The sequence below is a fragment of the Methylobacterium sp. WL8 genome, assembly GCF_008040045.1.
Lineage (GTDB): Bacteria > Pseudomonadota > Alphaproteobacteria > Rhizobiales > Beijerinckiaceae > Methylobacterium > Methylobacterium cerastii.
Map to the genome: position 1 here is coordinate 18,219 of NZ_VRVF01000052.1, position 18,033 is coordinate 36,251.

Consider the following 18,033-nt stretch of genomic DNA (forward strand, 5'->3'; position numbering starts at 1 on the left):
GCGCCGGTCCTACTTGTTGTTGAGCTGCGACGGGGCGATCGAGTCCCGCTCCGGCGCCGGCATCTGGTTCTCGGGTTTCGTTCCGTTTTCGTGGACGTGCGGGTTGTTGCCGTCCGGCTTCATGCCCTGCGGCTGCTCCTGGCCGTGCGGGGTGCGGCCGGAGGCCGGGGCGGTGGAGCCCGGCGCCTCGTCGCCCTGCTCGATGTGGCGGTTGTCGTAGCGCAGGCGCTCGCGGTTCTCGGTGGAATCCTTGCCGGCGCCGCCCTTGGCGTCGATCGTCATCATCTCGCTCATGCACATCTTGCCCGGCACGGCGCACATGTTGAGGATCGTGTCGAACAGCCCGTCGGCGACGGACTTGTAGTACTTGACCGGCTCGGCCTCGCTCGGCTTCTCGAGCTTGAGGTAGTCCTCGCGGCTGAGCTCGCTTCCTTGCGCCTTCGCCTTGGCGATCCAGGCGTCGAAGCCGGCATCGTCGAGGCCGTGGAACTTGAACGTCATCCGCGAGAAGCCGGTGCCGCTGTAGTGCGAGGACAAGCCGGCATACTCACCCGGCTTGTTGATCACCGCGTGGAGCTGCGTCTGCATGCCAGGCATCGCGTAGATCATGCCGGCCAGCGCCGGGACGTAGAAGGCGTTCATCACCGAGGAGGCGGTGATCTTGAAGTCGATCGGCCGGTCGACGGGGGCGGCGAGCTCGTTGACGGTGGCGATCCCGTATTCGGGATAGAAGAACAGCCACTTCCAATCGAGCGCGACGACCTCGACGGTGAGCGGCTTCACGCCGGCCGCCACGGGACGGGTGGCGTCGATGCGCCGGAGCGCCCGGAACGGGTCGAGGGTATGGGTGCTGATCCAGGTGAGCGCGCCGAGCGCGATGATGATGAGAAGCGGCGCGGTCCAGATCACCACCTCGAGCTGGGTCGAGTGGTGCCAGTCCGGATCGTAGGGGGCGGACTCGTTGGTCGCCCGGTAGCGCCAGGCGAAGAGCAGGGTCAGCGCGATCACCGGAAGCACGATCAGCAGCATCAGCCCGACCGAGGCGAGGACGAGGTTGCGCTGCTGCAGGGCGACGTCGCCCGAGGGCTGCATCACCACGAGGTTGCAGCCGGCGAGCAGCCCGGAGAGCGAGACCGCGCAGAAGCCGCGCAGAAGCCGGGCGGCGGTGCGGGCCGGAGGACGGGGACGTGAGGCGGAACGTGCCACGGTGATCAACTCGGTTTGCCTGGCCGGCGGGCCCGGGGGCCGTTCGGCGCGATCATGCATCGGGACGGGGTGAGTGACGACGCGGGCGTCCCGACTACATCTGCCGCATCTCGGAACGGTCGAGGGTCAGGGCAAGGAGCGATGCCGCCGCACCCGAGAGCAGGTAGAGGCCGACCATCCACAGCCCGTAGCGGGACGAGAGCCAGAGGACGACCAGCGGAGCGAAGCCTGCGCCGAACAGCCACGCCAGATCCGAGGTGAGCGCCGCGCCGGTGTAGCGGTAGCGCGCGCCGAGGCGCGCCGTCACCGCGCCGGCGGTCTGCCCGTAGGCGAGGCCCATCAGCATGAAGCCGACCGTGACGTACATGGTCTGGCCGATGGCGCTGTCGCCGAACACCAGCGGCGCGACGATGCTGCCCAGCGCGAAGGCGGCGATCAGGCCGGAGCTGAGCAGCAGCGCGTTGCGGCGGCCGATCTGGTCGGCGATCAGCCCGGAGGCCGCGACCGCGCCGGCGCAGACGATGGCGCCCGAGCATTGCACGATCAGGAACTCGCCGGGCGAGCGGTCGGTGAACAGGGTCAGCCAGCTGATCGGGAAGATCGTGACGAGGTGGAACAGCGCGAAGGCGGCGAGCGGCACGAAGGCGCCGATCCACACGTCGAGGGCGTGATGGCGCACCACCTCGGACACCGGCACCGGCTCGAGCTTGCCCTTCTCCATCAGCCGGACGAACTCGTCGGTGGCGACCAGACGCAGGCGGGCGAACAGGGCCACGACGTTGATGGTGAAGGCGCAGTAGAACGGGAAGCGCCAGCCCCAATCGAGGAAGTCGGCGGAGTCGAGGTTCACGAGGAAGAACGAGAACAGGGCGCTGGCGACGATGAAGCCGAGCGGCGCGCCGAGCTGGGGAATCATCGCGAACCAGCCGCGGCGCTCGCGCGGGGCGTTCAGCGCCAGCAACGAGGCGAGGCCGTCCCAGGCGCCGCCGAGCGCGAGGCCCTGGAGGATGCGCAGGCCGGCGAGCAGCCAGATCGAGGCGTAGCCGATGCTGGCGTAGCTCGGCAGGAAGCTCACCGCCGCGGTGGCACCGCCGAGCATGAACAGGGCGATCGTCAGCTTCACGCCGCGCCCGTGCCGCCGGTCGACGGCCATGAAGATCACCGAGCCGATCGGCCGGGCGACGAAGGCCAGCGCGAACACCGCGAAGGAGTACAGCGTCGCGGTGAGCGCATCCGGCTCGAACGAGAAGAACACCTTCGGGAACACCAGCACCGAGGCGATGCCGTAGACGAAGAAGTCGAAGTATTCCGAGGCACGACCGATCACGACGCCGGCGGCGATCTCGCCCGGGGCGACCTTGTGGTCGGTGGAGACCAGATGCGCGTCGCGCTCCAGGGGGGTGGAGTTTGCCAGGGCGGGCTCAGGAATCATGTCGGACAGCCGGCTTGCTCGTTGAGGCGACGGTGACGCGGTGCGGCGATTCACGGGGCGTGCGTGCCACGGCCGGGGAGCGGTAAGTACCCGCTCAGGGCCGTCGGCGACACCGCCGCGTAGTCGCAGCGCCGATCAGAGGCTTTCGAGGCTGATAGCGCAAGCGTGCGCGACGGTCCCCCATGAATCCGGCATGTCCCTGCCGTTCCGAGCGCATGCCCCGGCGCGCGAAAATGCCGGGTGAAGTCGCGCGAGCGGACGTCTCAGTTCGCGTTTCGAGGAACGTCGACCGTGAGCATCGGCAGGAGGATCGAGCCGGCGGAGGCGTCCGCGAAGGGCGGGCGCAGGAAGCGGGGGCTCGCAGCAGGCGGGCTTGCCAGCAGGGCGAAGGCGGCGACGCTCAGGGCGAAGCCGAACGCCAGCAGCGACGTCTCGAGGCTGTGGTAGATTGCGTCCATCGCCCGAACTCCCACCGCGCATGCGGTGCGGAATGATCGCGCGGCCGGGTTAAGCGAGCGGTAACGTCCGCCCGCTCGCGAGGCGGCGCAAGGACCGGGCGGGGCGGGCCGCCCGTCCCGTCAGGCGCTGCCGGCGGCCTCCATCCGCGCGAGGTCGGGCGCGCGCGGCTGCAGAATGGCGGCGGCCAGATGCGCTTCGAGCACGATCAGGTCGCCGTCCGGGTCCGGCACCCAGCCGCAGGCGCAGGTCGTGCCCGCCCCGTGCGCCGCCGCGATCTGCCCGTAGAGCGCGCCGACGGTCCGCGAGGCGGCTTCGAGGGCGGCCATCACCGGCAGGCCCTGCCCGTCGAGGGCCTGCCAGAACGCGCGCGCGAGCGCCTGCTCGATCGCCGCCTGCCCGCGGGTCTCGTCGCAGCGGCAGCTTTGGGATTCCGGGATCATGCGCGGGCTCCGGTGCGGCGGACCCGCTGCGGCGCCGACGCGACGCGGTCGATCAGGTCCGGCAGGCGGTGCAGGCGCAGGCCGAGGCAGGAGCCGTCCCACCAAGCCACCGTCACGCAGGTATCGATCAGGTCCATCACCCGTCTCATTCCGGCCTCCAGCATCCGTGCATTCGCCGATGCCGCCGCCTGAATGCAGACGATCCGACAGCGTCGATAGACCGTCTAGCAGGGTCGCAAAGCGATGATCAAGCAATCCATCAAATATTGGAAACGTTGTAATTCCAGTCTTCAGCCGTCTATCTCCAATTTTATATTTGAAATCATTCCACAGTAGACGCCTGCCATCACGCTCCGACGGCCACGAGCACCGCGCCGGCGGCGATCAGCGCGACGCCGAGCCAGTTCAGCGGGCTCAGCGTCTCGCCGAGCAGGGTCGCGCCGAAGAGCGCGACCAGGACGACGCTGAGCTTGTCGATCGGCGCGACGCGGGCGGCGTCGCCGAGGGACAGGGCGCGGAAGTAGCAAAGCCACGAAGCACCGGTGGCGAGGCCCGACAAGACGAGGAAGACCGCGCTCCGCCCCGGGATCCGGGCCAAGTCGGCGGCCTGGCCGGTGACGACCACGATGGCCGCGGTGAGCGCCAGGATCACCACCGTGCGGACGAGGGTCGCGACATCCGAGGGCACGCCCGCGACGCCGACCTTGGCCAGGATCGCGGTAAGCGCGGCGAAGGCCGCCGAGAGCAGGGCCCAGAAGCGCCAAGACTGGATCGATGACTGGATCAGCGTCGCCATCACGAGGGCCGGCCCGTCACAGGATCGCGCGCATCAGCAGCAGGCCGGCGAACAAGCCTGCGAGGCCGAGCGCCACCGAGCCGACGATGTAGACCGCTGCCGCCGCGGTCTGACCCCGCTCCAGCAGAAGCACGGCTTCCAGGGAATACGAGGAGAAGGTGGTGAAGCCGCCGAGCACGCCGGTGGCGATGAACAACCGCAGCGGCTGCCCGCCGCCGCGCAGGGCGAACCACCCGGTGAACAGCCCCATCAGCACCGAGCCGACGACGTTGATCGCCATGGTGCCGTAGGGGAAATCCGAGCCGAGCCGCAGGGAGGCTGCGCTGACGCCGTAGCGCGCGACGCCGCCGAGGCCGGCGCCGAGGAAGACGAGGAGGAGGTTCATTCTGTTGCCGATCCCGGGCAGGCGTGCACCCAAGCGCTAGCGTCTGGCACCGCGTCTGTCATCGGGCAGCCGGCATGCAAGAAGCCGGCAAGCACGACGAACGCCGCCGGCCCCATCACGGTCCGGCGGCGTGCAAGCGAGGTTCCAGGTTCGAACGCGCAAGTGTGGGGCGCACTATCCGAGCACCTTGTCGATGGTGATCGGCAGGTGGCGGATGCGCTTTCCGGTGGCGTGGAACACCGCGTTGGCCACCGCCGCGGCGGTGCCGACGATGCCGATTTCGCCGAGGCCCTTCACCCCGAGCGGGTTGGCCTTGTCCTCCTCGTCCACGAAGATCACGTCGATGTCGTAGATGTCGGCGTTGGCCGGCACGTGATACTCGCCGAGGTTGTGGTTCATGAACCGGCCGAGGCGGTGGTCCATCATCGATTCCTCGTGCAACGCCGAGCCGATGCCCATCACCACGCCGCCGAGGATCTGGCTGCGCGCGGTCTTGGGATTGAGGATCTTGCCGGCCGCCACCGCCGAGACGACGCGGGTGAGGCGGATCTGGCCGAGCTCCTCGTCGACCCGGACCTCTACGAAGACGGCCGAGTGGGTGTAGGCCTCGTACTGGCTGGCGAAATCCTTGTCGGGACCAGCGGATTCGGTCGCCTCCACCGTCTCGACGCCGGCGGCCTTCAGCACGTCGACCAGGGCGACGCTGCGGCTATCGTCGCCCGCCACCGCGATGCGCCCGTTCGCGAAGGAGACGCGGTCGAAGTCGACGTTGGCGAGCGGCGAACCCTCCATGGCGCGGGCGAGCTTGAACACCTGTTCGCCGACGTTGCGGCAGGCCTTCATCACCGCGGTGCCGGAGGAGGCTGCGGTCCACGAGCCGCCCGCGACCGGCGCCTCGGGGAGCCGCGTGTCACCGAGCTTGGTCGTCACGTCCTCCATCGGCAGGCCGAGGGTGTCGGCGGCGATCTGGGTGAGGATCGTATAGGTGCCGGTGCCGATGTCGCCGGTGGAGTTGCCGACCTCGAGCTTGCCGTCCGCGCTCAGGATGGCGTGGGCGCTCGATTGCTGCATCATCGATTCCCACACGCCGGTGGCCATGCCCCAGCCGACGAGCTCGTGACCCTCGCGCATCGAGCGCGGCGCAGGCGTGCGCTTGGCCCAGCCGAAGCGTTCGGCGCCCTGCGTGAAGCAGGCCTTCAGCGCCTTCGAGCCGAACGGCTTGTCCTCGGAGGTCGCGTCGGCCTCGGAGAAGTTGCGCAGGCGCAATGCGATCGGGTCGAGGCCGGCCTCGTGCGCCAGCTCGTCCATCGCGGTCTCGATGGCGAAGACGCCGGTGACCGCGCCGGGCGCACGCATGTCGCCGGGCGAGGCCGTGTCGAGCTGGGCGATCTTGTACGTCAGCGCGACGTTGTCGCACTTGTAGAGCACGCCCGACCAGTTGACGACGACCTCTTGGTAATCCTCGTAATGCGAGGTCACGCCGATCGCGTCGTGGCGCAGCGCCTGCAGCTGCCCGTCCTCGCCTGAGCCGAGCGACACGGTCTGGATCGCGTCCGGACGGTAGGTGAACGACCACATCTGGTCGCGGGTCAGGACCACCCGCACCGAGCGCTCTAGGTCGCGGGCGGCCAGCATCGCCAGGAAGAGCTGGTATTGCGGGCGCAGGCCCGAGCCGAAGCCGCCGCCGAGATACGGGTTGAGCACCCGCACGTCGTCCTTCTTCAGGCCGAACACCGCCGCGAGGTAGTTGTGGCTGTTCGAGACGCCCTGGACCTTGTCGTAGACCGTGTACTTGCCGTCGCCCTCGTAGACGACGGTGGAGGCGTGGGGCTCCATCGGGTTGTGGTGCTCGACCGCGAGCCGGTACTCGTTCTGCAGCTTGATCGGCGCGGCGTCGTAGGCGGCGTCGGCGTCGCCCCAGGGCTTAGGCGGCGGCTTGATGCCGGCGCGCTTCTTCGGCGGGTCGTAGGCGAAGGCGCGGACCGCGTCGGCGGAGGTCTTGGGCTCCTCGGCCTCGTAGGCGACCTTCACCAGGGTGGCCGCGTGCCGTGCGGTCTCGAAATCCTCGGCCACGACGAGGGCGACCGGCTGGCCGCTGAAGGCGATCTTGTCGTCGTAGAGCGCGCGGAACGGCGAGCCGGGGGGCGCCACCGCGTCCTGGTAATTGTAGTCGAGCCAAGCGGTGCGCGAGCGATTCTCGTGCGTGAGCACCTTGATGACGCCGGGCACGGCTTCGGCGGCGGCGGTGTCGATCGCGCTGATGCGGCCGCGCGCGATCGCGCTCGACACCACGTAGCCATGGGCGAGGTCGGCGGCGGTGAATTCGCCGGCGTACTTGGCCAGGCCCGTCACCTTGGCCGGTCCGTCGACGCGGTTGCGGGGGGTGCCGACGAAGCTGTCGTGGCCGGTGGAGCTGAAGGTCTGTGTCATGCGGCGATCCTTACTGGATGCGCTTGTCGGTGAGCGACTGCGGCGTGCCGGCGGCGGCCTGGGACAGGCCTCGCACGATCGCACGCCGCGCAAGCTCGACCTTGAACGCGTTCTCGGATTGGGGGCGGGCCTCGGCGACGACGAAGTCGGCGGCGGCCTGGAAGGTCTCGCGGGTGGCCGGCTTGCCGACGAGCAGCGCCTCGGCTTGCCGGTTGCGCCACGGCTTGTGCGCCACGCCGCCGAGCGCGAGGCGGGCGATCTTCACCGTGTCGCCGTCGAGTTCGAGCGCTGCCGCCACGGAGACGAGGGCGAAGGCGTAGGACAGCCGGTCGCGCAGCTTCAGGTAGGTGTAGTTCTTCGAGAGGTCCGCGGCGGGAAGGTCGACGGAGAGGACGATCTCGCCCGGCTTCAGGGTGTTGTCCTTGGCCGGGTCGTCGCCGGGCAGCCGATGGAAGTCCGCGAACGCGATGCTGCGGTCGCCCTCCGGCCCCGTCACCTGCACCACCGCCTCCAGCGCCGCGAGCGCGACGCACATGTCGGACGGGTGGGTGGCGATGCAGGATTCGCTCGCCCCGAAGATCGCGTGGATGCGGGTTACGCCGCCGATCGCGGCGCAGCCGCTACCGGGCTCGCGCTTGTTGCAGGGGGTGGCCGTGTCGTAGAAATAGTAGCAGCGGGTGCGCTGGTTGAGGTTGCCGCCGGTGGTCGCAGCGTTGCGCAGCTGGCCCGAGGCGCCTGCCAGGATCGCATCCGCCAGCAGCGGGTAGCGGCTCCTGACGCGGGCGTCGTAGGCGAGGTTCGCGTTCGTCACGAGGGCGCCGACCCGCAGTCCGCCGTCGTGCTCGGCGATGTCGCCGAGCGGCAGGCGGGTGATGTCGATCAGGCGGCCGGGGCGCGTCACGTCGTACTTCATCAGGTCGACGAGGTTGGTGCCGCCGGCGATGAACTGCGCGCCGGGTGCGCCGGCGAAGGCCTGCACGGCCTCCGCCACGGTGCCGGCGCGAACGTAATCGAAGCGGTTCATCGGGCGGCTCCCAAGTCTTGAGCCGCACCGTCCTGCGCCATCACATCCTCGATCGCGTCGACGATGTTGGTGTAGGCGCCGCAGCGACAGATGTTTCCGCTCATCGCCTCGCGGATCTCGTCGCGCGAATGCGCGTGACCCTCGTTCATCATGCCGACCGACGAGCAGAGCTGGCCCGGCGTGCAGTAGCCGCACTGGAAGGCGTCGTGCTCGACGAAGGCCGCCTGCATGGGGTGCAGGCCGTTGCTGCCGGCGCCGCCGTTCGACAGGCCGGCAAGGCCCTCGACGGTGGTGACCTCGGCGCCGTCCTTCATCACCGCCAGGGCGAGGCAGGAATTCACGCGGACGCCGTCCACCAGCACCGTGCAGGCGCCGCACTGGCCGTGGTCGCAACCCTTCTTGGTGCCGGTGAGGTCGAGGGTCTCGCGCAGCAGGTCGAGCAGGGTGGTCCAGGGGGCGACCTGGAGTTCGCGGTGCTGCCCGTTGATGGTCAGGCTGATGCCGACCCGGGTGTCCGCGGCGACCGGCGAACCGCTTTCGATGAGCATGAGGCGTTCCAAGAGAAAAGGTTTTTCGCGAAAGGGCGAACAGGTCGGGGCGAACACGGCGCGCAAGGCGTGCATCCGGCCTCGCCGCACGGCTCGTCCGTTGCACTCGATAACGGTTCCAATCTGCCGCCGTTCCAATCCGTGGTCGTCGCCGCGTCGGGCGTCGCGTTGCGGGCCAAGCGGTTTCCGTTTGCGCACGCCTCGGCTAACCCTGGGCCGGACCGCCGAACCGCCTCAGGAGCCCCGATGGCCGCCCTCGATTCCGTCCTCAACGACATCGACAAGGATCTCGACAACGCCCTGGAGCGCCTGTTCGCCTTCCTCAGGATTCCCTCGATCTCGACCGATCAGGCCTATGCCCCCCATTGCCGCGAGGCGGCGGCCTGGCTCGCCGCGGACCTGACGGCGCTCGGGTTCGAGACCTCGGTGGAGGAGACCTCGCTCCACCCCGTCGTGCTGGCGCATAAGCCGAAGCCCGGGGCGCCGCACGTGCTGTTCTATGGGCATTACGACGTGCAGCCGGTGGACCCGCTGGACCTGTGGGAGACGCCGCCGTTCGAGCCGCGGATCGCCACCGACGCGAAGGGCGAGAAGACAATCGTCGCCCGCGGCGCTTCCGACGACAAGGGCCAGGTGATGACCTTCGTCGAGGCCTGCCGGGCGCATCTCGCGATGAACGCCGAGCTACCCTGCGCGGTCACGATCCTGATCGAGGGCGCCGAGGAGAACGGCTCGCAGGGGCTGCCGGAATGGGTGGCGCGGAACAAGGATCGGCTCGCCGCCGACGTCGTGCTGGTGTGCGACACGTCGATGTGGAACCCGACGACGCCGGCAATCACCTCGTCACTACGCGGGCTCGCCTATTTCGAGGTCGAGGTGACCTGCGCCGACCGCGACCTGCATTCGGGCTTCTTCGGCGGCGCCGCGCGCAACCCGATCCACGTGCTGTCGCGCATCCTCGCCGACCTGCACGACGATGACGGCAAGGTGACGCTGCCTGGCTTCTACGACGGCGTGCGCGAGCGGCCGCCCGAGGTGCTGGAGCAGTGGCGCGGCCTCGACTTCACGCCCGAAACGTTCCTCGGCCCCATCGGCCTGTCGGAGCCGGCCGGCGAGCGCGGGCGTCTGCTGATCGAATTGGTGCAGTCGCGGCCGGCTTGCGACGTCAACGGCATCATCGGCGGCTATACCGGCGAGGGCACCAAGACGGTGATCGCGGGCAAGGCCAGCGCCAAGGTCTCGTTCCGCCTCGTGGACGACCAGGACCCGCAGAAGCTCGCCGAGACCTTCGAGGCCTTCGTGCGCGCACGCATCCCCGCCGACTGCTCGGTGAACGTGATCTGCTACAAGGGCTCGCGCGCCATCAGCCTGCCCTTCGACATGCCGGAGCTGGAGACCGCCCGCGCCGCGCTCCAGGACGAGTGGGGCGTGCCCGCGGTGACGGTGGGCGCGGGCGGCTCGATCCCGATCGTCGGCGACTTCAAGCGCCTCCTCGACCGCAACACCCTGCTGATCGGCTTCGGACTCGACGACGACCGCATCCACTCGCCGAACGAGAAGTACGACCTGCGGAGCTTCCACAAGGGCACGCGCTCGTGGGCGCGCATCCTGTCGGCTTTGGGGGCACGGCGGGGGCACTGAGCGGCGGCTTTCCCTCCCCCTTCCGCTGGGGCAGGCGGTGCGGTGCGAGACGGCTCGCGGGAACCGAGGCGTGCTTCTGCGCCTTCCCTGACCGCGCGACGGCAACCCGGCCGGTCGCCCGTCCCGGGAGCTTCATGCCGCATCGACGCACGATCCTGGCGGGCGGCCTCGGCCTGCTCGCCGCCTCGACGGCGCGGGCGGCGGGCGCGGTGGTGCGGGTGGACGATCCGCGGCTCGACGCGCTGATCGACCCGTCCGCACAACTGCGGACGCTGTTCGACGACGGGCGCTGGTGCGAGGGTCCGTGCTGGGCGCCCGGTCTCGGCGGGCTGGTGTTCAGCGACACCAAGGCCAACCGGATCCGCGTGCTCGCGGAGGACGGGTCGGCGAAGACCCTGTTCGACCCGTCCGAGAACGGCAACGGCAACGCGCTGGACGCGCAAGGACGCCTGATCACCTGCGAGCACCGCACCCGGCGGGTGGTGCGGCGCGAGGCGGACGGGACCAAGACCGTGCTGGCGGACGCGTTCGGCGGCAAGAGGCTGAACTCCCCCAACGACGCGGTGGTCGCCACTGACGGAGCGGTGTGGTTCACCGATCCCGTCTTCGGCATCACCCAGCCCGAAGAGGGCATCCTGGCCGAGCCCGAGCAGGCCGCGCGGCGCGTCTACCGCGTCACCGCGCCGGGCTCGTCGGCGGCCCGCGTCGAGGCGATGACCGACGCCCTCGACCAGCCGAACGGCCTCGCCTTCGCGCCGGACGGGCGCACCCTCTACGTCAGCGAATCCGGGGCGTCGCTCAACCCAGAGGGGGGTCGCGCGGTGATGGCCTTCGCGGTCGGTCCGGACGGTCGGCTTGGGCCGCCGCGGACCTTCGCGGCGATCGAAGCCGGCGTACCCGACGGCCTCAAGGTCGACGCCGCCGGCCGGGTCTACGCCGCCTGCGGCGACGGCATCCGCATCTTCGCACCCGACGGCACGGCGCTCGGGCGGATCGCCATGCCGACGGCTGCCGCGAACCTCGCCTTCGGCGGATCGGACGGGCGCCGGCTGTTCGTCGCCGCCGGCCACGCCATCCTCGCCATCGACCTGCGCGTCGCGCCCCGCGGCTGAAACGGTAAGCTCCATGTCCTTCGCCCGACTGTCTCTCGCCCGGCGCCACCTCCTCGCCGGCGGCCTCGCCGCCCTCGCCCTGCCCGCGGTCGCGGCCGAGGGCGGCTCGCCCGCGCCAGGCGGGACCGCGGTGGCGAGCCGGAAGGCGTCTCCGATGGAGCTGGCGCTCGCCGCGAACGCGCCCTCGACCCCGACCGGGCTGGCGATCTCGCACAAGGGCCGCGTCTTCGTGATGATGCCGCGCTTCACCGGCAAGGAGCCGATCACGGTGGGTGAGGTGTCGCCAGACGGCTCGGTGAAGGCCTATCCCGACCAGGCGACCAACACCCCGGACGCGGGGCAGCCGCAGGCGACGTTCTTCCACGTGCCGAACGGCGTCTTCGCCCCCGACGACAGCCTGTGGCTGCTCGATTCGGGCCTGCCCGAGGGCAAGGGCGCGCCGGTGCCGGGCGGGGCCAAGCTCGTCCAGATGGACCTCGCCACGAACCGGATCGTCCGCATGATCCCGCTCGAGGCCGGCGTCACGCCGACCTCGTCGCTGAACGACCTGCGCGTCGAGGTCCGAGCCGGGCGCCAGCGCGCCTACATCACCGACCAGGGCCAGGGCGAGGACGGGGCGATCCTCGCGGTCGACCTCGCTACCGGACAGGTGGCGCGGCGGCTCTCCGAGCATGCCAGCACCAAGTCGCAGAAGGGCGTGGTGAAGTTCGTCGAGGAGCGCCCGGTGATGCAGACCAAGGGCGACGGCCCGCCGCAGCATCCGAAGGGCGGCGCCAACGGCATCGCGCTGAGCCCCGACGGCACGCGCCTGTACTACGCGCCGCTGATGGCGCGGCGGCTGTATTCCGTGGAGACCGCGGGCCTCCTCGACCCCAAGGTCACGGATACCGAGGTGGCGGCGACCGTGAAGGATCTCGGCGAGAAGGGGATGACCGGCGGCCTGACCACCGACTCGAAGGACCGGGTCTACCTCAGCCTGCAGGAGCACAACGCCGTCGGCCGGCGCGACCCCGACGGCACGATCACGGTGATCGCCTCGGATCCGCGCCTGATCTGGGCGGACACGTTCTGGATCACCGCCGACCGCTGGCTCTACATTTCGGGCGCGCAGGTGAACCGCCGCCCCGAGTTCAACCACGGCAAGGACCTGCAGCAACCACCCTACGCGATCCTGCGGATGCGGATCGACGCCGACCCGGTCGACGGATTGTCTCAGTGACGACCTCGGCTCAGTAGCGGCGGCCGGCGCGGGCGGCGTCCACGCTCAGCGGGCCGGGGCCGGCGAAGACGAGGTACAGGAAGACGAAGCAGAACAGGATCGCGGCGTCGCCCCCGTTGACCGCCGGGAACGGCGATTTCGGCGCGTGGACGAGGAAGTAGCCCACCGCCATCTGGCCTGATAGCAGGAACGCGACGGGCCGGGTGAACAGGCCGAGGATGATCAGCGCGCCGCCGACCAGTTCGAGCAGGCCCGCGGCGCCCGCGAGGGAGAGCATCTCGGGCGCGGGCATCGCGCGGGGCGGCAGGCCGAACAGCTTCTGCGTGCCGTGCTGGAGGAAGACGAGGCCGGTCACCGCCCGCAGCAGCGACAAGGCGAGGGGGGCGTAGCCGTTCAGGCGCGCGACGAGCGAGTTCATGAGCGGACGTGTCTCCGAGGCCGGGGGAGACACCATCGCGAAGAATTCGGCGCCGCTGTCAAGCTTGGGGCTTCGGCGAACTGTGCTGCCGTCGGGCGCGTCTCGACCGCTTCATGAAATCCCAACCGATGCGTGTCACACTTTCCTTCCGACCGGACGCGCCGGGCTAGGGACTTGCAGGGAACGCCGTCCACGGCCTCCGATCCGGTGCTCCGCCGGGACGCCCCAACCCGTGCGAAGGGCCAATGCCATGACATCGGGTCCCCTCACGCGCATCCCGCCGAATGGACGGACAGCCCCCGACACGGCGGCGGAGTCGCGCCCCCCGGTGGTTCCCAAGCGTCGCCGGACCGGTCACAACGGGCCGATCGCGCCGCCGGCCTCCACGGGCCGGGGCGCTCCGCCGAGTCCCGAGGTCCCATCCGTGCCCCTGCCCCGCGTCGTCGCGTTCTCGGCGAGCATCAACCGGCCCTCGCGCACCCGCACCCTCGTCGAGGCGATCGCCGCGGAACTCGGCCGCCATCGCCGCATCGACCTGACCGTGATCGACCTGATCGACGCCGGGCCGGGCCTCGGTGCGCTCACCCGCGACGACCTCTCGGAGGCGGCGGAGGCGCTGGTCGCGGCGATCGAGGGGGCCGACGCGCTGATCGTCGGGACGCCGGTCTACAAGGGCGCCTATTCCGGCCTGTTCAAGCACGTGTTCGACTTTGTCGGCGCGGAGGCGCTCGTCGGCCTGCCGGTGGCGCTCGCCGCCACCGGCGGCGGCCTGCGCCATGCGCTGGTGGTGGAGCACTCGCTCCGTCCGCTGTTCGGGTTCTTCTCCGCGCACATCGCGCCGACCTCGGTCTATGCCGGCGGCGACGAGATCGCGGACGGGGTCGTCGCCGACGCGACGGTGGCCGCGCGCATCGAAGCGGCCGGCCGCGAACTCGACGCCCTGCTCGCCGTGTCGCGCGGGGCCGACCGGGCCAAGGCGCCGGCGGCGTGACCCTCAGGCCCTGACCTTCAAGCCTTGTCGAGCGCCCCGGCGATCGCGCTGATCACCCGCGGATCGGTCGGCTCGACCTGCGTCGCGAAGGCGGCGGCCAGGGTGCCGTCGCGGGCCACGAGGTACTTGTGGAAGTTCCAGCGCGGCGTCTCGCCGGGCTTCTCGAGCGCCGCCCACTGGTAGAACGGGTGCGCGCCCGGCATCTTCACCCGCGTCTTGGCCGTGAGCGGGAAGGTGACGCCGTGGTTCTTGCGGGCGGCCTCGGCGATGGCGGCCCCGTCCAGCGGCTCCTGGTTGCCGAAATCGGGCGACGGCACGCCGAGCACCGTCAGACCGCGCTCCTGGAAGCGGGTCCACAGGGTCTGCAGCCCTGCGAGCTGGCCGGCATAGCCGCAGGCGGTGGCGGTGTTGACCACCAGGATCGGTCGCCCGGCATAGGCCGAGAGCGGCATTGCGCCCCCTTCCGGCCCGTCGAAGGCGAAGGCGGTGGCACGCATCCCTGCATCCAGGGCTTGGGCGCGGCCGGCGGTGGCGGCGCCGACGGCCGCACCGAGGAGGGCGAGGGCGTCGCGGCGGTGAAGGATCATGGGCTTGCAGCCTCCGGAACGGTGGCAGATCACGTCAGCCGCCACATGGCGCAGGCGGCCGAGAGGTCCAGGGCGGCCGATCGCGCGATTTCGCGAGCCGGCGCACCGTCGGCACCGGTGGAACCTTCTGATGCGGCGGGCCTTTTGCGGGGGAACCTTGACTGTCGACTTCGGGCCGGATCGGGCGCGGGGCGACGATGGAAAGACGAGACGCGATGCGCAGCCTGATTGCCGGAACGGTCCTCCTCACCCTGGGCACGACCGCCCTGGGAACGAGCCTCGCGCTCGCGCAGACGCCGGCCCCGACCGCGCCCGCGCCGGGCACCCAGGCGGTGCCGCCGGAGAAGCCGGCCACGATTTCGCCGGACGCGCCCAAGCCCGACGTGGTGAAGCCTGACGTGGTGAAGCCCGACGCCTCCAGCTCCGACACGACCAAGTCTGACAAGGTCAAGTCCGACACGGTGAAGCCGGACGCGTCGGCCGCGCCATTGAAGCCGGTCGAGCCGGTGCCGGGGCAGCCCGCGACCTTCACGAACGACCTGCGGCCGACCTTCGTCGCACAGTCGCCCGACGACATGGTCAGCTCGAAGCTCGTCGGCCAGAGCATCATCAACGGCGCCAACGAGACCATCGGCGAGATCGCCGACGTGGTGATCGGCTTCGACGGCAAGGTGAAGGCCTGGGTCGTCGGCGTCGGCGGCTTCCTCGGGATCGGCACCAAGTACGTGGCGGTCGATCCCAGCGCGCTTCACCTCCAGCGGATCGACGGCAAGGCGCTGCGGGCGGTGATCAACACCGACAAGGACCAGCTCCGCGCGGCGCCGGAATACATCTACCTCGGCAAGGAGAAGCCGAAGGACGACGCCGGCAAGGCCGACGGGGCCAAGTGATCGCGACCCTGTAGGGCGGCCTTACGGCTCGACCCGGCGGAGCACGAAGGCGACGCCGGTTTCGGGGTCGCGCCGCCAGGTGCCGTCGCCGGCGGGCACGAGGTTCACCACGTGCCCGCGCTTGGCCACCAGGGTCATCCGGCCCTGGCCGGTGCGCCACGTCGCCGGGTCGAACACCTCGATCCCGGTGTCGCGGCAATTCGGAAGCAGGTGCACCGGCGCGCCTGGACCGCCGCCGAGATCGAGGCGACAGACGTCGCGGTTGAGCAACCGGTCGAGGGCGTAGATCCCGGCCTGCGCGCCAATGCCGGGCCCGGGCGCGGCCGCCGGGGTCTGCACCGGCTCCGGCGCTGCGGACGGCGCGGCCGCGGGCGGCGTGATCGCGACCGGCGCCGGATCGAGGAGGCTCGGCGGGCCCATCGCTGCGATCTCGAGGGGGACGAGGCTGTAGCTCTCGCCCGACGCGGCCGTGGCGACGTAGCTGCGCTGGTCGGGGCGTTTGGCGAAGGCCAGCACCGGGCGGACGTTCCTGTCGACGAGGCGGACGACGCCGTCGGCGAAGAGCCAGCCGGCGACCGTTCCCACCACCGGCACCGCCCGCCGACAGCCGGCAGGAAACCGCACCACCTGCCCGGCCTCGCCGGATTCCGAACTCAGCGTCATCACGCAGCGCCGGTTGGTGCCGTCGCGCGACAAGTCCCAGGTGCCGGGCACGCCGCCGCGCGCCTCGGGGAGGGTCATCGCGAAGGGCGCGGGCGAGTCGGCCGCGGGCGGCTCCTGCGCGCGGGCGGCGCCGGCCAGAGCGAGCCAAGCCCCGGCAGCGAACCGTAGGCCGGCGACGGAGTGGGCCGTGCTCATGCGCGGGCGCCCGAAACCGGCCAGGGCGTCTCCGCCACCGGCGTCAGCGGCCCGCGGCCCTCGAACCACGAGACCAGGTTGTCGACGACGAGCCGCCCCATGCCGGCGCGGGTCTCGTGCGTGCCCGACCCGACATGCGGCAGCAGCACCACCCGGTCGAGGGCGACGAGCCGCTCCGGCACGTGCGGCTCGGCGGCGAAGACGTCGAGGCCGGCGCCGTGGATCGTGCCGGCCTCAAGCGCTGCGACCAGCGCCGCCTCGTCCACCACGCTGCCGCGGGCGACGTTGACGAGGATGCCCTCCGGCCCGAGCGCCGCGAGCACCGGGGCGTCGACGAGGCCGTCCGTGCCGGCGCCACCCGGCGCCACCACCATGAGCACGTGGACGGCTTGCGCCAGCCCGACCAGGGTCGGATGGTAGGCGTAGGGCGCGTCGGCTTGCGGCCGCCGTCCGTGATAGGCGATCTCGACGCCGAAGCCTTCGAGTCTGCGGGCGATCGCCCGCCCGATCCGCCCGAGCCCGAGGATGCCGACCCGGCGCCCGCGCAGCGATGCGGTGAGCGGGAACGGCGCCGCCGGCCACCGCCCGGCGCGCAGGTAGCGGTCCGCCTGCGGGATCCGGCGGATCGTGGCGAGCAGGAGGCCGACCGCCAGGTCCGCGACCTCGTCGGTGAGCACGTCCGGCGTGTTGGTGACGACGACGCCGCGCCGCGCGGCCTCGGCGGCGTCGATCGTGTCGTAGCCGACCCCGAAGTTGGCGACGATCTCCAGGTTGGGAAGCTGGTCGAGCAGCGCGCCGTCCACCACCGCCTGGGCGTTGACCGCGAGCCCGCGGACGCGCGGGCCGACCTCGGCGAGGAACGCGTCGCGGTCGTTCGCGGTGTCGAGCCGGTGCAGGGCGAAGGTGGGCGTCAGGGCCTCCGCCACGCTCGGGTGCATCGGCTTCAGCATGAGGAGTTCGGGCGGATGCAGGGTCAAAGGTCGGCTCCGGGCGCGGGGCGCGGCTGGTGTCCGTCGCATGGACGGGAGGGAGCTGACGATCCTGCGCGCATCGGCGTCGTCGCTATCCGATCCAGTCGATGGTGATGGGAGCGTCGATGTTCAGGAGGCCGTGGACCGGGCATGCGTGGGCGGCCGCTTCCAGCCGGGCGCGTTGCCCGTCGTCGAAGGCGCCGGGCACCTGGAGGGCGACCGACAACCGGGCGATGCGTCGCGGGGCGTCGGCCATCTCCTTCGTGACGGTCGCCGTCGCACGGCCGATCTCCAGGCCCATCGTGTGCGCGGCCACACCCATCATGCTCAGAATGCAACTGCCGAGGGACACCGCCAGCATCTCGCTCGGAGAGAAGCCGGCCCCGAGCCCGTGATGGTCCTTCGGAGCATCCGTGAGGACGACGGCACCGGACTCGGCATGCTCGGAACGGCAGCGCAAGCGCCCCTCATAGGTCACCACGATCCCGCTCACGCCGGCCTCCCGCGATGCCCCCGCATCCCCCAAGACGGTTGCCGCACTTCCCGGCGAAGATCCAGTGCCCTGCGGAATGGCCGGCAGGGATCGGATGACGACGGCGGCGGCCTGACTCCCCTTCGAGCGATCC

General features: G+C 70.8%; 20 protein-coding genes. 5 read left to right on the forward strand and 15 right to left on the reverse strand.

Going from position 1 to position 18,033, the window contains the following annotated elements; all coding sequences use genetic code 11:
- Window positions 1-9 precede the first annotated feature (9 nt).
- From cyoA to FV234_RS17765, 10 genes are all read right to left on the reverse strand, one after another.
- On the reverse strand, window positions 10-1,152 hold the full coding sequence (gene cyoA, locus FV234_RS17725; protein ID WP_281407958.1) for a ubiquinol oxidase subunit II: 1,143 nt from the start codon (window positions 1,150-1,152) through the stop codon (window positions 10-12).
- A gap of 148 nt (window positions 1,153-1,300) precedes the next feature.
- Window positions 1,301-2,638 (reverse strand): MFS transporter, encoded by a 1,338-nt coding sequence (locus FV234_RS17730; protein ID WP_147751849.1) that lies wholly within the window; start codon window positions 2,636-2,638, stop codon window positions 1,301-1,303.
- Window positions 2,639-2,901: 263 nt separating this feature from the next.
- Window positions 2,902-3,096 (reverse strand): hypothetical protein, encoded by a 195-nt coding sequence (locus FV234_RS17735; RefSeq protein WP_147751850.1) that lies wholly within the window; start codon window positions 3,094-3,096, stop codon window positions 2,902-2,904.
- A 120-nt stretch (window positions 3,097-3,216) separates the two neighbouring features.
- Window positions 3,217-3,537, reverse strand: a complete 321-nt coding sequence (locus FV234_RS17740; protein WP_147751851.1) for a hypothetical protein — start codon at window positions 3,535-3,537, stop codon at window positions 3,217-3,219.
- Window positions 3,534-3,674: a hypothetical protein gene (locus FV234_RS26270; RefSeq protein WP_187273716.1), complete on the reverse strand. Its 141-nt coding sequence runs from the start codon at window positions 3,672-3,674 to the stop codon at window positions 3,534-3,536. The genes FV234_RS17740 and FV234_RS26270 overlap by 4 nt, the downstream gene beginning before the upstream one ends.
- A gap of 209 nt (window positions 3,675-3,883) precedes the next feature.
- Entirely contained in the window at window positions 3,884-4,321 is a 438-nt protein-coding gene (locus FV234_RS17745; protein ID WP_147751867.1) for an EamA family transporter, read from the reverse strand.
- 28 nt (window positions 4,322-4,349) lie between these two features.
- Window positions 4,350-4,718, reverse strand: a complete 369-nt coding sequence (gene crcB / locus FV234_RS17750; protein WP_147830701.1) for a fluoride efflux transporter CrcB — start codon at window positions 4,716-4,718, stop codon at window positions 4,350-4,352.
- Between the two features lie 174 nt (window positions 4,719-4,892).
- On the reverse strand, window positions 4,893-7,148 hold the full coding sequence (locus FV234_RS17755; RefSeq protein WP_147830703.1) for a xanthine dehydrogenase family protein molybdopterin-binding subunit: 2,256 nt from the start codon (window positions 7,146-7,148) through the stop codon (window positions 4,893-4,895).
- A 10-nt stretch (window positions 7,149-7,158) separates the two neighbouring features.
- Window positions 7,159-8,172: a xanthine dehydrogenase family protein subunit M gene (locus tag FV234_RS17760; RefSeq protein WP_147830705.1), complete on the reverse strand. Its 1,014-nt coding sequence runs from the start codon at window positions 8,170-8,172 to the stop codon at window positions 7,159-7,161.
- Window positions 8,169-8,720: a (2Fe-2S)-binding protein gene (locus FV234_RS17765; protein ID WP_147830707.1), complete on the reverse strand. Its 552-nt coding sequence runs from the start codon at window positions 8,718-8,720 to the stop codon at window positions 8,169-8,171. Before FV234_RS17765 ends, FV234_RS17760 begins: the two co-directional genes overlap by 4 nt.
- Before the next feature lie 246 nt (window positions 8,721-8,966).
- On the opposite strand from FV234_RS17765, the gene FV234_RS17770 reads away from it, so the two are divergent.
- The 3 genes from FV234_RS17770 to FV234_RS17780 all read left to right on the forward strand — a co-directional run bounded on the left by FV234_RS17770 (window position 8,967) and on the right by FV234_RS17780 (window position 12,692).
- Window positions 8,967-10,361: a dipeptidase gene (locus FV234_RS17770; RefSeq protein ID WP_147751856.1), complete on the forward strand. Its 1,395-nt coding sequence runs from the start codon at window positions 8,967-8,969 to the stop codon at window positions 10,359-10,361.
- Window positions 10,362-10,495: 134 nt separating this feature from the next.
- Window positions 10,496-11,473 (forward strand): SMP-30/gluconolactonase/LRE family protein, encoded by a 978-nt coding sequence (locus FV234_RS17775; protein WP_147830709.1) that lies wholly within the window; start codon window positions 10,496-10,498, stop codon window positions 11,471-11,473.
- Window positions 11,474-11,486: 13 nt separating this feature from the next.
- Window positions 11,487-12,692: an L-dopachrome tautomerase-related protein gene (locus FV234_RS17780; RefSeq protein ID WP_187273717.1), complete on the forward strand. Its 1,206-nt coding sequence runs from the start codon at window positions 11,487-11,489 to the stop codon at window positions 12,690-12,692.
- A gap of 10 nt (window positions 12,693-12,702) precedes the next feature.
- On the opposite strand, the gene FV234_RS17785 is transcribed toward FV234_RS17780, so the two are convergent.
- On the reverse strand, window positions 12,703-13,110 hold the full coding sequence (locus FV234_RS17785; protein ID WP_147830711.1) for a DoxX family protein: 408 nt from the start codon (window positions 13,108-13,110) through the stop codon (window positions 12,703-12,705).
- Window positions 13,111-13,540: 430 nt separating this feature from the next.
- Here FV234_RS17785 and FV234_RS17790 point away from each other — a divergent pair, with 430 nt between their 5' ends.
- Window positions 13,541-14,101, forward strand: coding sequence for an NAD(P)H-dependent oxidoreductase (locus tag FV234_RS17790; RefSeq protein WP_147830723.1), 561 nt, complete (start codon window positions 13,541-13,543; stop codon window positions 14,099-14,101).
- A gap of 17 nt (window positions 14,102-14,118) precedes the next feature.
- Here FV234_RS17790 and FV234_RS17795 read toward each other — a convergent pair whose 3' ends face one another.
- Entirely contained in the window at window positions 14,119-14,688 is a 570-nt protein-coding gene (locus FV234_RS17795) for a glutathione peroxidase (RefSeq protein WP_147761736.1), read from the reverse strand.
- 215 nt (window positions 14,689-14,903) lie between these two features.
- Between FV234_RS17795 and FV234_RS27075 the strand changes: the two genes are divergently transcribed.
- Window positions 14,904-15,578, forward strand: coding sequence for a PRC-barrel domain-containing protein (locus tag FV234_RS27075; RefSeq protein WP_187273719.1), 675 nt, complete (start codon window positions 14,904-14,906; stop codon window positions 15,576-15,578).
- 21 nt (window positions 15,579-15,599) lie between these two features.
- Here the strand turns inward: FV234_RS27075 and FV234_RS17805 are convergent, their stop codons facing one another.
- The 3 genes from FV234_RS17805 to FV234_RS17815 all read right to left on the reverse strand — a co-directional run.
- On the reverse strand, window positions 15,600-16,436 hold the full coding sequence (locus FV234_RS17805; RefSeq protein WP_147830713.1) for an AprI/Inh family metalloprotease inhibitor: 837 nt from the start codon (window positions 16,434-16,436) through the stop codon (window positions 15,600-15,602).
- Window positions 16,433-17,386 carry a 2-hydroxyacid dehydrogenase gene (locus FV234_RS17810; protein WP_238271030.1) on the reverse strand — a complete coding sequence of 318 codons (954 nt, stop codon included), beginning with the start codon at window positions 17,384-17,386 and terminating at the stop codon, window positions 16,433-16,435. The genes FV234_RS17805 and FV234_RS17810 overlap by 4 nt, the downstream gene beginning before the upstream one ends.
- A gap of 112 nt (window positions 17,387-17,498) precedes the next feature.
- Window positions 17,499-18,033 (reverse strand): OsmC family protein (locus FV234_RS17815; protein WP_210250921.1); only part of this gene is annotated, 535 nt, incomplete at its 5' end.